Annotated in this window: 14 protein-coding genes; 7 read left to right on the top strand and 7 right to left on the bottom strand. The window is 71.1% G+C overall.

Annotated features, from left to right (window positions below):
- Positions 1 to 149: 149 nt before the first annotated feature.
- From ACYVO6_RS25605 to ACYVO6_RS25595, 3 genes are read right to left on the bottom strand one after another with little or no spacing between them, the layout of a single operon-like run.
- The gene (locus ACYVO6_RS25605; protein ID WP_461064968.1) at positions 150 to 857 is read right to left on the bottom strand and encodes a B3/B4 domain-containing protein; all 708 of its coding nucleotides are present in this window, start codon (positions 855 to 857) and stop codon (positions 150 to 152) included.
- Between the two features lie 52 nt (positions 858 to 909).
- The gene (locus tag ACYVO6_RS25600) at positions 910 to 1,557 is read right to left on the bottom strand and encodes an FMN-binding negative transcriptional regulator (RefSeq protein ID WP_461064966.1); all 648 of its coding nucleotides are present in this window, start codon (positions 1,555 to 1,557) and stop codon (positions 910 to 912) included.
- Positions 1,558 to 1,599: 42 nt separating this feature from the next.
- Positions 1,600 to 2,436: an EamA family transporter gene (locus tag ACYVO6_RS25595; protein ID WP_461064964.1), complete on the bottom strand. Its 837-nt coding sequence runs from the start codon at positions 2,434 to 2,436 to the stop codon at positions 1,600 to 1,602.
- A gap of 116 nt (positions 2,437 to 2,552) precedes the next feature.
- On the opposite strand from ACYVO6_RS25595, the gene ACYVO6_RS25590 reads away from it, so the two are divergent.
- Positions 2,553 to 3,137 carry a helix-turn-helix domain-containing protein gene (locus tag ACYVO6_RS25590; protein WP_461064962.1) on the top strand — a complete coding sequence of 195 codons (585 nt, stop codon included), beginning with the start codon at positions 2,553 to 2,555 and terminating at the stop codon, positions 3,135 to 3,137.
- Positions 3,138 to 3,369: 232 nt separating this feature from the next.
- The gene (locus tag ACYVO6_RS25585) at positions 3,370 to 4,533 is read left to right on the top strand and encodes an FAD-dependent oxidoreductase (RefSeq protein ID WP_461065465.1); all 1,164 of its coding nucleotides are present in this window, start codon (positions 3,370 to 3,372) and stop codon (positions 4,531 to 4,533) included.
- Between the two features lie 42 nt (positions 4,534 to 4,575).
- Here the strand turns inward: ACYVO6_RS25585 and ACYVO6_RS25580 are convergent, their stop codons facing one another.
- The 3 genes from ACYVO6_RS25580 to ACYVO6_RS25570 form a co-directional block, all read right to left on the bottom strand.
- The gene (locus tag ACYVO6_RS25580; RefSeq protein ID WP_461064960.1) at positions 4,576 to 4,938 is read right to left on the bottom strand and encodes an ArsR/SmtB family transcription factor; all 363 of its coding nucleotides are present in this window, start codon (positions 4,936 to 4,938) and stop codon (positions 4,576 to 4,578) included.
- Positions 4,935 to 5,381, bottom strand: a complete 447-nt coding sequence (locus ACYVO6_RS25575; protein WP_033328993.1) for an SRPBCC domain-containing protein — start codon at positions 5,379 to 5,381, stop codon at positions 4,935 to 4,937. Before ACYVO6_RS25575 ends, ACYVO6_RS25580 begins: the two co-directional genes overlap by 4 nt.
- Before the next feature lie 103 nt (positions 5,382 to 5,484).
- Positions 5,485 to 6,531, bottom strand: coding sequence for a LacI family DNA-binding transcriptional regulator (locus ACYVO6_RS25570; protein ID WP_461064957.1), 1,047 nt, complete (start codon positions 6,529 to 6,531; stop codon positions 5,485 to 5,487).
- A gap of 107 nt (positions 6,532 to 6,638) precedes the next feature.
- Here ACYVO6_RS25570 and ACYVO6_RS25565 point away from each other — a divergent pair, with 107 nt between their 5' ends.
- The 5 genes from ACYVO6_RS25565 to ACYVO6_RS25545 all read left to right on the top strand — a co-directional run bounded on the left by ACYVO6_RS25565 (position 6,639) and on the right by ACYVO6_RS25545 (position 12,150).
- Complete coding sequence (locus ACYVO6_RS25565; RefSeq protein WP_461064955.1) at positions 6,639 to 7,796, top strand: phytanoyl-CoA dioxygenase family protein; 1,158 nt, start codon at positions 6,639 to 6,641, stop codon at positions 7,794 to 7,796.
- A gap of 15 nt (positions 7,797 to 7,811) precedes the next feature.
- A complete protein-coding gene (locus ACYVO6_RS25560) occupies positions 7,812 to 8,588 on the top strand; it encodes an SDR family oxidoreductase (protein ID WP_461064953.1) in 777 nt (258 codons plus the stop codon).
- A gap of 71 nt (positions 8,589 to 8,659) precedes the next feature.
- Positions 8,660 to 9,664 (top strand): Gfo/Idh/MocA family protein, encoded by a 1,005-nt coding sequence (locus tag ACYVO6_RS25555; protein ID WP_461064952.1) that lies wholly within the window; start codon positions 8,660 to 8,662, stop codon positions 9,662 to 9,664.
- Between the two features lie 141 nt (positions 9,665 to 9,805).
- Complete coding sequence (locus tag ACYVO6_RS25550; protein WP_461064949.1) at positions 9,806 to 11,131, top strand: protoporphyrinogen/coproporphyrinogen oxidase; 1,326 nt, start codon at positions 9,806 to 9,808, stop codon at positions 11,129 to 11,131.
- The gene (locus tag ACYVO6_RS25545; RefSeq protein ID WP_461064947.1) at positions 11,128 to 12,150 is read left to right on the top strand and encodes a Gfo/Idh/MocA family protein; all 1,023 of its coding nucleotides are present in this window, start codon (positions 11,128 to 11,130) and stop codon (positions 12,148 to 12,150) included. The genes ACYVO6_RS25550 and ACYVO6_RS25545 overlap by 4 nt, the downstream gene beginning before the upstream one ends.
- An 86-nt stretch (positions 12,151 to 12,236) precedes the next feature.
- Here ACYVO6_RS25545 and ACYVO6_RS25540 read toward each other — a convergent pair whose 3' ends face one another.
- A complete protein-coding gene (locus tag ACYVO6_RS25540; protein WP_461064945.1) occupies positions 12,237 to 13,262 on the bottom strand; it encodes a Gfo/Idh/MocA family protein in 1,026 nt (341 codons plus the stop codon).
- Positions 13,263 to 13,277: the final 15 nt, after the last annotated feature.

Below are 13,277 nucleotides of genomic sequence, written 5' to 3'. Positions count from 1 at the left end.
TCTCTTCCAGCCGACGGCATCGAGATCACAGGTGATCCCCACGGCCATGCTCGTCCTCGGCCTGTGCTCTCACCCGCCCGGAGGAGTTCACGGGCTCTGCGGGGCCTTCGTGGCGGAAGACCGTGGCGGGCCCGGTTCGGGTGGCGGTCTCAGGTGCTGGCCTGGGTTTGTGCCGGGCTGAGGAAGTGCACGGCGGTCTGTGCGGTGTGCGGGGCGAGCAGGCCCTGCAGTTCCTCCGCCGCGACCTTGAGGAGGTCGCCGTCGCGGGTGACGTGGAGGGTTTCGAGGACGAAGGCGACGTGCGTGGAGTCCTCGGTCACGCGGGTGCGGTGGGCGTCGCGGTGGTTCCAGTGGCGGGTCAGGACGCCGGTGGTGTCCGCGTAGATGATCTCGCCGGGCTTGGGGTTCTCGACCGTGTCGGGTTCGCCGAGCGGGGTGAAGGACTCGGTGCCGTCCGCGTATCGGATGTCGATGTCGCCGGTGATGTGGTCCAGGTCGAAGGCGCCGGCGGGCAGACCGTGCCGGACGGAGACGGCGTTGTAGGAGTCGACGGCCGGGTTGATGCGCGGCAGCGTGCCCTTCTTGGCGAGGCGGCGGCCGAGCGCGTCGACGCTGGGGCGGATGCGGCGGGGGTTGGTGCCGAAAGAGCGGTAGGCGGTGTGCCAGGCCTCGATGCGGGGGTCGGTCTCGTCGGCGGGGTGCCAGGTGCCGTCGGCGAGCTGCTGCTCCAGGTCCTCCAGGGCTGCGGTGGTGTGGGGCCAGGGCTCATGGCCGCGCAGACCGGTGGCGGTGACCAGGGCGATGAGGGTGTCGGGGAAGGCGTCTGCGACGGCGGGGGTGATGCGGAAGGCGGGCATGGGCGGGGTTTCCGTTTCCTGCGTCCGGGTTTGGGCGGTGGGGGTGCGGGGGTCAGGGCTTCCAGGGGCCGATGCGGTCCAGGCGGCGGCGCTGCTGGCGTGCGGTGGGCACGTCGAGGCCCTGGCCACGTGCGGTGAGGTGGTCGGAGACGGCGGTGCGGTGCTCGACGGGCTTGTGGTCGTCGTACTTGAACTTGGCCTGTACGTCGCTGACTTCGAGGCGCAGGCCGCGGATGCCGGGCAGCATCCGGCCGTAGGGCGGCTGGCCGACGGCGACGGGGGCGTGGTCACCGTCGGGCTGGAAGTGGGCGAGCTGGCGGCGCAGCAGCTCGGCCTTGGCCTCGGGGTCGTCGACGACATGGGCGCGGCAGGTGAACTGGACGGCTGTGTAGTAGCTGGTGGGCACGCCGTCGGTGGGCGGAGTGTCGGCTTGGGCGCGCCAGGGGCCGGGAACGAAGGCGTAGTCACCGAGGACGGTGAAGAGGACGTTCGGGTCGTGCTCGATCGCCTTCCATATCGGGTTGGGCCGGGCGAGGTGGACCAGGAGATGGGTTCCGTCGCTGGTGAAGTGGGTGGGCACGGCGACGGGCGGGTGGCCGGGCAGGCCGTTGACGCTGAGCTGTCCGAAGTCGTGGCCTTCGGTGATCCAGGTCTGCCATTCGGCTTTGTCGAGACTGGCGTCCCAGGGCTGGATGAGCATGCTGATCCCTAAGAATGTTGGCGGTGGGGTGGACTACGGGGCTCAGGTCAGCGCGAGGAGGCTGACGGCGACGGCGGCGGTGCCCAGGCCGACGAGCTGTCCGCGGTGGATGCGTTCGGCGAGCACGCCGCGGGCGAGCAGGACCGTGCCGGCCGGGTAGAGGGCGACGATCACGGCGGCGACGGCGAGGTCCCCCCTGCGGGCGGCGAGCAGGAACAGCAGGTTCGCCACGGAGTCCAGCACACCCGCGGCTGCGGACATCGCGTACGCGGGCCGCTCCGGGCCCAGCCTGCGGTACATCACCCCTGCCGCGGCCAGGGTGATGGCCGAGGAGACGGCCCGGCCCACGATCAGCGGTGCCACCCCGCTGTCGGACGGCGTCTGGTGCAGGAAGACCAGCTGGAGGGCGATGGCGGCGCCCGCGCCGAAGGCCAGCAGCAGCGCCGTACGGGAGGGGCGCGCCGCCCCGGCGCCGTGTCCGGCGCTGACCAGCACGACCGCCACCAGCGCCAGCGGCAGGCCCACCACTCCGGCGACGGCCAGGTGCTCGCCCTGCAACAGGCCCACACCGACGGGCAGCGCGGCGGACACCAGCGCGGTCACGGGCGACAGCACGTTCATCGGGCCGATCGCCAGCGTGCGGTAGAGCAGGACGAACGCGGCGGCGGAGGCGACCCCGGACGCGGCACCCCAGCCAAGGGCGCCGGCGCTGAACGAGGCGCCGAGCACCGGCCACAGCAACAGCTCGACCACGAGAGACGCCGGGGCCGCGATCATCACGGTACGCAGCACATGAGCCTTACGGGCGCCGAGGCCGCCGAGGAAATCGGCGCATCCATAGGCGAGTGAGCTGCCCAGGGCCAGCAGCAGAGCGATCACAGCACATCCCTTACTATTCATTCGAACGACCGCACCGTACAACGTAACGACCGGCCCGTGTCAACCGAACGACCACGCGGTGCACTGAAGTGGTCGGTGGCGAGGATGGAGATCAGATGGCCGAGACAGCCGCAGCCCTGCGGACGGTCGCGCACAACGTCCGGGCGGCCCGCACCCGGGCCGGCCTGTCCCTGGAAGAACTCAGCCGACGCTCCCAGGTCAGCAAGGGAGCCCTGGTGGCACTGGAGAAGGCCCAGGGCAACCCCAACCTGGCCACCCTGGTCCGACTGGCCGACACCCTCGGTATCTCGGTGTCCGACCTGATGCAGGGACCGCCCGAAGGCCGCGTCCGCGTCGTGGCAGCCGACACCGTGGCACCGCTGTGGACCGGAGAACGGGGGAGTGAGGCCCGGCTCATGCTGACGACCTCAGGCCCGGCCCCTGTCGAGGTCTGGCGCTGGCAACTGGAACCGGACGAGGAATACCCCAGCCACCCCCACCAGGCCGGCGTCGTGGAAACCGTCAGCGTCACCTCCGGCCGGATGACCCTGATCGTCGACGGCACCGAACACACCCTGGAAGCCGGACAGACCGCCACGTTCGACGCCGACACCCCTCACACCTACCGCGGCTCCGGCACCGAAACCTGCAGCCTGATCATGACGGTCCACCTGCCGCCCGGTCCTGCTTCCGCAACCTGACCCAACCCGCCGTGGCTGATCGGTTGACACCGCACACCCGAGACCCGCGTCGTGATCTTATGGATCAAACCCCTCATCCCTCGGAGTCAACAGGCCGCTGGAAGGCCGTAGTTGGGCGAGATGTCCCGGGTCGGGCTCACTACGTGCCCGGGAATCCCGTGGACTCGCCCGCACGTTCCCCGCAACACATACGCACCTCACCCAAGCCATACACGGAGGAGCCGGATACATGGTGACCCGCATACTCGTCATCGGCGGCGGGATCGCCGGCACGACGACGGCCCTGGCCCTGCACAAGGCCGGCTTCGACGTCTCCGTGTACGAGGCCCACCCCGACTCGGCCGAGGACATCGGCGCCTTCCTCACGCTCGCGAGCAACGGCATGCGAGCCCTCGCGCAGATCGACGCCTCCGCCGCGGTCACCGCGGCCGGTTTCCCGCTGACCTCGATACGCGTCCTCGACGGCACGGGCACCGAAGTCGCGCAGAGGCCGCTCGGCGAGGCCGACAACCCCGTTCTGCGGTACCAATGCCTGCGTCGCGGCGAACTCAACGCCACCCTGCAGGCCGAGGCCGCCCACCGGGGCATCAGCATCCGGCACGGCGCCTCGCTGGCGTCCGTCCAGGACGGCCCCGACCGCGTCACCGCACACTTCACCGACGGCAGCACCACGACCGGCGACCTGCTCATCGGCGCCGACGGCCTGAACTCCACCGTCCGCCGGACGATCGCCCCTGCCTCACAACCGCGCTACGCGGGCGAGTACGTGTTCTACGGCTACACCACCAGCGCCACTCTGGCCGAGGAGGCCGACGACGAGCGCTTCACCATGGTGCGCGGAAGTGCGGCCTCCTTCGGCCACGCGGTGTCGCCCGGCGGGCAGACGTACTGGTTCGCGCGCGTGGCCGAAGAACCCCTGTCCGCCGACGAGATCGCACACGGCACGCCTGCCCAATGGCGCGAACTGCTGCTGCCGCTGCTGCGCGAAGACGCCACCCCGGCCGCCGACATCGTCGCCGCCTCCACCGACGACATCCTGGTCACCAACGCCACCGAGATACCGCCCGGAGCGCCCTGGCACTCGGGACGGACGCTGGTCATCGGCGACGCCGCCCACGCGGCCTCCCCGGCAACCGGGCAAGGGGCCTCGATGGCGATGGAGGACGCCGTCATCCTCGCCAAGGCACTGCGCGACGCACCCGACACCGACACCGCGCTGTCCGTCTACGAGACGCTCCGCCGCCCGCGCGTGGAGCACAACACCACCGTCAGCGGAAACATCTCCCGCGGCGTCCACACACCGGCCCGCACCGGTCAGGCGCCTGCGGCGCGGCCCGGGGATGAGGAACTGGCCCGGCTGCTGGAGTGGGACTCCACCATCGGAATCAAGGTCTGAGACGACCGCCGCCAGGGTCGAACCGCCCTTCCAGCGGAGCACCTAGTTCAAGTCCCGCTCCGCCGCCTCCGCTTCCTCGGCCACGCGCTTGATGGTCGCCAACCGCCTGTCCCAGTCGGCCGCCAGCGTGGCCATCCACCGCGCCGTCGCATCCAGCGCCGCGGGCCGCACCACGTAGCGCATCTCGCGTCCGACACGGCTCCCGGACACCAGCCCGGCGGCATCCAGGACGGCGAGGTGTTTGACCACCGCCTGGCGTGAGACGGGGAGTTGGGCGGCGAGCGTCGTAGCGGTGGCCTCGCCCTGGGCGGCCAGCTGATCGAGGAGCTGACGCCGTGTCGGGTCGGCCAGCGCAGCGAGGACGCTGTCGACCGGCCCGACGGCGCCGCGAGACTCCTCCGTCATGCGGATGGCTGTTCGGCGCGCGTCTTGAGCGCGTCGAGCTCCAGGGGCCAGCCCTCGCTGTGGTCCTTGAAGTTCTGGCTGCGCAGCTCCTCGGAGCCGGCCAGCGCCGCGAACCCGCTCTCCACCACCCGCAGTCGTGTCTGCTCGCCCTCCTGCGTCAACGTGAACTCCACGAGGGTGCTGTTGTCCTCGCGCAGCTCTTCGCCCGGGAACGCGCTGGTCCAGCGGTACGCCAGGTACGTCGGAGGCTGAACCTTCTCCACGCGCACCGGGAAGTCGCCGTGCTCGGCGTTCTTCGCCACCATCGACTCGCCTTCCCTGGCCACCGTGCCGGGCAGGCTCGCCTTGTCGGCCACCCAGAACCCGGGCTGGGCCACCAGCGTCCAAACCCGCTCCAGGGGTGCCGCGATCAGGGTTTCGCGCTCGATCCGGTCCTCGCTCATGACATGACTCCTTCGCCGTCATTCATCCTTGTCGTCCATTGCCATCCTTGGTGCAACTCCAGGGTTGCACATCGCTCTCTCCGTGCGCAACCCCAGGGTTGCACTAAGCGTCGCCGGTCATCGCCAACTCCGGCGGCATGTTGTACGGCGTGACGACCTGGATCGGCGACGGCAGCGCAGGAGCCGTATCGGCGGGCAGGGCCCCCTGACCCCGCATGATGACCCGGCAGGCGCGGCGCATGTCCTGCCGCAGATCGTGGTGGAGTACGGCCGACAGCCGCCCCGCGCGCAGCAGTTGAGCGTTGTCGTGGTCCAGATCGTGGGCGATGAAGACCTCGCACCGCCGGTCCACGGCGTCGAAGGCGTCGAGTGTGGCGACATTGCCGCCACCGATCGAGTAGACCGCCCTGATGCCGGGGTCGTCCCGGAGCGCGGCCAGCACCAGGTCGTACTGGGTGGCGTCCAGGCCGTCGCTGTCCGTGACCTCGACCAGGCGCCGTACGGGATGCCGGGCGCGTATCGCCGCGCGGAAGCCCATCTCGCGCTCCTCCTCGCCCCGGAAGAAACCCCGGCTGACGGTGGTCAGTACATGCCCCGGCCGGTCACCCAGCCACTGGCCCAGGAGATACGCGGCGGTGGCGCCCGCCGCCCGGTTGTCGATGCCGACGTAGGCGAGCCGCCCACTGGCCGGCAGATCGGTCACCAGCGTCACGACCGGAATGCCGGCGGCCACCAACCGGTCGACGGCGGTGGCGACTTCGGGTACGTCCGGGGCCTTCAGGATCACGCCCTGCGAGCCGCGCCGGGCGATCCGGTCCAGGGTGCCGACCAGCTCCCCGACCGGGCCCCTCTCGCGGAAGTGGAAGCGGGAGCGCAGCACGGCCGGGTGCAGGGACGGCAGCTCGGCCTCCAGAGCGGCGCGTACGGCGGTGGTGAACCGCTCCGGTGCCTGCATCACTATGTCGATCATGAAGGTACGGCCGACGAGCCGGACCTGGGTGCGCTGCCGGTCCAGGTCGGCTATCGCCCGCCGCACCTCCTGCGCGGTGCTCTCCCGCACACCGCCCCGGCCGTTGAGGACCCGGTCGACCGTGGCCTCGCTCAGGCCCGCCTGACGTGCGATCTCCCGGATCGGGAACGGGTGGCCCATGCGCCAGCTCCTTGAGGGGTTTTTGATGGGTTGCTGCTGGTTGTTCGAGGGGTTTGTACTGACAAGAATGACAGCGCTGCGTCGCTCCGTGACCCGAAGGGACGGCGATGTCCTTCACCTCCGTACACTCCCGTGCCTGGCTGTCCGAGCAGGACTGCGACCTGGACGCCTTCCGCGCGCTCGTCGAGCAGGGGACCGACCCCACCGACTACCCGCAGGCCTCCGCCATCGTGCGGAACGTGCCGGTCTACGACGCCGACCAGGTCGAGGCCGACCGCGAGTTCCAGGCCGAGCTGGCGCACGCGCTCGCCGAGGGCCCGGGCATCGTGGTCTTCCGGGGCGCCTTTGCGGACCCGGAGGTCGTCGACCGGGCCACCGCCGTCTTCGACGCTCTGATCGCCGAGCAGCGTGCCGCGGGCGCGACCGCGGGTGATCACTTCGCCAAGCCGGGCGCCAACGACCGGGTGTGGAACGCGCTGGAGAAGGCGGCCCTGTACGACGCGGAGGCGTTCGCCGACTACTACGCCAACGACGTCCTCGCCCTGGTGTCGTCGGCCTGGCTCGGCCCCGGCTACCAGGTCACCTCCCAGATCAACGTGGTCAACCCGGGCGGCGCCGCCCAGACCGCGCACCGCGACTACCACCTCGGCTTCCTCTCCAACGAGGCCGCGGCCGCCTACCCGGCGCACGTCCACCGCCTCTCACCCGTACTGACTCTCCAGGGCGCGGTCGCCCATTGCGACATGCCCGTCGAGTCCGGCCCGACGATGTACCTGCCGCATTCACAGAAGTACGAGCCCGGCTACCTGGCCTGGCGACTGCCGGAATTCCGGGCCTACTTCGAGGCGCGTCACGTCCAGCTCCCGCTCGCCAAGGGCGACGCGGTGTTCTTCAACCCCGCCCTCTTCCACGCCGCCGGACACAACCGGTCCGCGGACATCCGCCGCATGGCCAATCTGCTCCAGGTCTCCTCGGCCTTCGGCCGGGCCATGGAGACCGTCGACCGCGAGGCCATCGCGAACGCCGTCTACCCGGTGCTGCTGAAGCGCAAGGCCGAGGGCGTGGGCCAGGAGTGGCTGGACACGGTGATCGCGGCCTGCGCCGAGGGCTACCCCTTCCCGACGAACCTGGACTCCGACCCGCCCGTCGACGGACTGGCCCCGCCCTCCCAGGCGGACCTCGTCCGGCGCGCCCTCCGCGAGCACTGGGCCCCGTACCACCTGCGGGACGCACTGCGGACCGCCGCCGAGCGCCGCGAGAGCTGAGGAACGAGAGAGCACATGGGACTTCTTGAGGACAAGGTCGTCCTCATCAACGGCGGCAGCCAGGGCGTCGGCGCGGCCGTCGCCAGGGCCGCCGCCCGCGAGGGCGCCGTCATCGCCGTCACGGGGCGCCGCCCCGAACCCGGCGAGGCACTGGTCACCGAACTGACCGAAGCCGGGGCCAAGGCCATGTACGTACGGGCCGACCTCGCCGACGCGCAGCAGGCGCGGGGGAGTGTGGCCCAGGTGATCGCTGCGTACGGCCGGGTCGACTGCCTGGTCAACTCCGCCGGGCTCACCTCCCGTGGCACGCTGCTCGACACCACACCCGAGCTGTTCGACGCGCACATCGCGATCAACCTCAAGGGCCCCTTCTTCGCCATGCAGGCCACCGTGGCCGACATGGTGGCGCGCAAGGCGCCCGGCACGATCGTCAACATCATCACCTCGTCCGAGCACGGCGGACAGCCCTTCCTGGCCCCGTACGTCGCGGCCAAGGCCGGACTCGCCGGGCTGACGCGCAACGCCGCGCACGCCCACCGCTGGGACCGGATCCGGATCAACGGCCTGAACATCGGCTGGACCGCGACCGAGGGCGAGGACGCCACCCAGCGCACCTTCCACGGCGCGGGCGACGACTGGCGCGAACAGGCCGCGGAGAAGCTGCCGATGGGCAAGCTCGGCCAGCCCGACGAGATCGCCGACTTCGTGGTCCTGCTGCTCTCCGACCGCAGCGGTGTCGTCACCGGCTCGGTCATCGACTGGGACCAGAACGTCCTCGGCGGACTCGACTGAGCCGCGCGACACATACGTACGGATCACCACTGACACGTACGACGCACAAGGAAACAAGGAGCCCCTGAACCATGCGTATCGGCATCCTCGGCCTCGGCCGCATCGGCGCGTTCCACGCCGAGACCCTCTCCCGGCTCGACGTGGTCGAGTCCCTCGTCGTCGCGGACCCGTTCGCGGATGCCGTCACGGCCGCCGTCGAGCGCTTCGGCGCCGAAGCAGTCGGTTCACCGGAGGCGGTGCTGGCCGCCGGCGTGGACGGTGTGGTGATCGCCGCCGCGACCGACGCCCACCCCGGCCTGATCCGCGCCGCCGTCGAGGCCGGAGTGCCGGTCTTCTGCGAGAAGCCCGTCGCCCGCGCGATGAAGGAGGGCGTCGAGGTTCTGCACGCGGTGCGGGACAGCGGCGTCGAGATCCAGATCGGCTACAACCGGCGCTTCGACGCCGGGTTCGTGGCCGCCCGTGCCGCCGTCCAGAGCGGAGAACTCGGCCAGCTGCACACCGTACGGTCCACCACCCTGGACCCGGCGCCGCCCCCGGCCACGTACATCGCCGCCTCCGGAGGGATCTTCCGCGACTGCTCCGTGCACGACTTCGACATCATCCGCTGGGTGACCGGCCGCGAGGTGACCGAGGTGTACGCCGTCGGCGGCAACCGGGGCGCCGACTACATCAAGGAGGCGGGCGACGCCGACACCACCGGCGCGATCCTCACCCTCGACGACCAGACGATCGCGGTGGTGTCCAACTCCCGCCACAACGCCCGGGGTTACGACGTCCGCATGGAGATCCACGGCTTCAAGGACTCCATCGCGGTCGGCCTGGAGGACAAGCTGCCGCTGCGCTCCGTCGAGCCCGGCGTCACCTTCCCCGCCGGGACGCCGCACGACTTCTTCATGGACCGCTTCACCGACGCCTACCGTGCCGAACTCGACGCGTTCACCGAGGTCGTCGCCGGGCGGCGGACCTCGCCGTGCACCGTCGCCGACGCGCTGGAGGCGGGCTGGATCGCGGAGGCGTGCACGCTGTCGCTGCGCGAGCACCGGCCGGTGACGATCGCCGAGGTCCGCGTCGGCTGAGACCTCTCCTGTGTCCCGGGTGCCCGAGGCACCCGGAACACCTGTGTGAACACCACGCCTCCGGCATCCGTTTACGGCCATGTGATCTCTCCATACGACCATGAGAGCCGCCCATGCCCGACGGATCGAGGAGCGACGACCATGCAGGAGTTACCCACCCCCGGCCCCCGGAGCGTGGTCGTCATCGGTGCCGGACCGAGCGGTCTGGCGGCCGCCCGTGAACTGGAGCGTGCCGGGCACCGGGTGACCGTCCTGGAGGAGCAGGACACGGTGGCCGGGAAGTGCCAGAGCGTTCACGTGGACGGCCGGGCCTACGACCTCGGCGGGCACATATGCACCAGCCAGTACGCGCGGGTCGCGGAGCTGGTGACCGAGCTGGACGTGGAGACGGAGCCCACCACCCGCTACCGCGTCCTCGACGTCGCCGCACGCACCCCGAGCCGCCAGTCCATGGCGTTCCTGCTCGACGGCGCCCTCCCGCGCTACCAGGCGCTGCGCGAGCGGGAGTTCCCGCGCATCGCCGAACCCGGGCTCGCCCATTCCGCGCGGGCGCTGGCCGCTCCCGTCACCGAGTGGCTCGCCGAGCACGGCCTTGAGTCCATGGCCGAGTCGTTCGGCACTGGATACACGGCGGCCGGATACGGCTATCTCGACGACGATGTGCCCGCGCTGTACTTCGTGAAGTACGCGGAGATGACCGGGCTGTTGTCCTCCCCGAGACCCGAACTGCTCGGGCACGCAGGTGATTTCACCGTGGTGGGCGGCTTCGCCACGCTGTGGCGCCGGGTCGCCGATGAGCTGAAGGACGTACGGTGTGCCGTGCGCGTGGAGTCGGTCGAGCGGCATGCGGGCGGAGTGCGGGTCGGTACCGACTCCGGCCCGGTAGAGGCGGACGACCTGGTGCTCGCCGTCGCCCTGGACCGGATCCTGCCGGTCCTGGACGCCACCGAGGAGGAGCGCGACCTCGCCGCGCGGATCCGCTGCAACGCCTACCACACCACCCTCGCCTCCGCGTCCGGCCTGCCGGAGAACGCCTTCTACTTCCTCGACCGCCACACCGCGATCCGCGAGGCGACCGGCCACTGCGTCTCGTACCACCACCGTTACCCGGGCAGCGATGTGCGCACCTTCTACTCCTACGGCCGTCCCGAGGACGTCCCCGCGCTGCTGCGGGACGACGTCGCGGCACTCGGCGGGCGGCTGCGGGAGGTGCACCTGCGGCGCCAGTGGGCGTTCATGCCGCATTTCGGCAGCGACGACCTCGCCGGCGGCGTCCTGGACCGCCTCGACGCGCTGCAGGGCCGGGCCCGCACCTACTACGCCGGCGGCCTGCCCGCCTTCGAACTGGTCGAGTGCGCTGTGGCCCACGCCAAGGACCTCGCCCGCCGGAACTTCCCGCCTGTGGACGGCGGAGCGACACTGCAGGAAGATCGTCCTGTCACGATCGAGGAGGAACAGCAGGCATGAGCGAACCGGGCCGGGAACCACTGCGCATCGGCGTACTCGGGGCAGCACGGATCACCGAACGCGCGCTCGTCGACCCGGCCCGGGCCGGCGGCCACCGTCTCGTCGCGGTGGCCGCACGGGACCGCGGCCGGGCGGAGTCCTTCGCCGCACAGCACGGCGTGGGGCGGGTGCACGACTCGTACGGCGACCTGCTCGCCGACCCCGAGGTCGAGGTGGTCTACAACCCGCTCGCCAACGGTCTGCACGGGCCGTGGAACCTCGCCGCCCTTGCCGCGGGCAAGCATGTCCTGACAGAGAAACCGTCGGCGAGCAACGCCGAGGAGGCCGCCGAGGTGCGGGAGGCGGCCGCGAAGGCCGGAACCGTCTTCATGGAGGGCTTCCACTACCTCTTCCACCCGGTCACCCGGCGCCTGCACGGGCTACTGGCCGGCGGTGAACTCGGGGAGCTGCGACGGGTGGAGACACTGGTCGCGATTCCCGCCCCGGACGACGCCGATCCGCGCTGGTCGCTGCCGCTCGCCGGTGGTGCCGTGATGGACCTGGGCTGCTACAGCTTGCACGCCGTGCGGATGCTGGCGCCGTGGGCGGGCGGTGCGCCTCGGCTGGTGTCCGCGCGGGGCGAGGAACGGGCGGGGGCGCCCGGGGTCGACGAGTGGATCGACGCTGAGCTGGAGTTCCCCGGTGGGGCCACCGGGTCGGCCCGCTGCCACATGGCGTACGGCGAGCTGGAGATGAGCTGCCGGATCGTCGGCACCCGGGGCGAGGCCCTCGCACCGAACTTCGTGCTGCCGCACCAGGACGACCGGGTCGTGGTGCGCACGGGGGAGGGCGAGCGGGTGGAGCGCCTCGGCACCAGGTCGTCGTACACGTACCAGCTGGACGCCTTCGCTGCGCACGTCCGGGGCGGGGCGGCGCTCCCGCTGGACGTGGACGACGCGCTGGCGACGATGACCCTGATCGACGAGTGCTACACGGCGGCGGGCTTCCGCCCGCGACCGCGTACGGCCCTCTCGGCCTGACGCCGCGTCAGCCGCGTCAAGCGACAGGCGCGGGCCGGGGATTGGCTCCCTGGCCCGCGCCTTGACGGTTCCGGTATGGCACCCTGTCAGCTCCGGTACAGCTCAGGGCGGTCGATCAGCTCCACCTCTCTCCGGCCGCCCTCGGTCAGTGCCGTCACGCCCGTCTCGCAGACCGCGGCGGCCGCGTAGCCGTCCCACACGCTCGGGCCGGTGACCTCGCCGCGGCGGGTGGCGTCCACCCACGCCTGCACTTCACGGTCGTATGCGTCCTCGAAGCGCGCCACGAAGTCCGGGGCGATCGAACCACCCCATTGCCCGGCCGAGTTGACGAGCATCCCGTGGGCGTCACCGATCCGTGCGGTGCCGTTTTCGCAGACCGCCTCCGCCTGGACCTGGTAACCGAACCGGCAGTTGACGCTCATCTCGACGTCGACGAGGGCGCCGCCATCGGTCTCGAAGATGACGAACTGCGGGTCCTGGAGGCCCTCGGGGGCGTTGGACGACGGCCTGGGCTTCATCACGGTGACCGCGGTGATCTCCTGGTCTAGCAGCCACCTGGTGACGTCCATCTCGTGCACGACGGCGTCGTTGATGAGCATCTCGCTGGTGAAGCCGGGCACCGGGAGGGTCGCGTTGCGGTGCCGGTTGTGCAGCATCAGCGGACGTCCCAGCCGGCCGCTGTCCAGCAGCTCCTTGAGCTGCATGTACTCGGCGTCGTACCGCCGCATGAAGCCGACCTGCACCCGTCGGTGGCCCAGCTTCTGCTCCGCCTCCATGATCCGCAGCGCGGAGGCCGCGTCCGGCGCGAGCGGCTTCTCGCACAGGACGGGCAGGTCGTGCGCGAAGGCCGTGAGCAGCGCCGCCTCGTGAGCGGGGCCGGGGGAGGCGATCAGCACCGCGTCCACATCGTCCGCCGCCATGGCGGCGGCGGGGTCGGTGTACGCGGTGCAGCCGTCGATGCCGTTGGCGAGCCGCTTGGCCCGTTCGGCGTCGATGTCCACGACCGCCGCCACCCGCGCCCCGCTGGTCACCTCGTTGATACGACGCACATGGTCGGCCCCCATCTTGCCGGTGCCGACGACGGCCACGCCGAGCGTGCCGCGCTGGGTCATGGGCAGGTGTCCCCT

The organism is Streptomyces pseudoechinosporeus (assembly GCF_054783935.1).
This window is presented reverse-complemented; position numbering and strand designations above follow the sequence as displayed.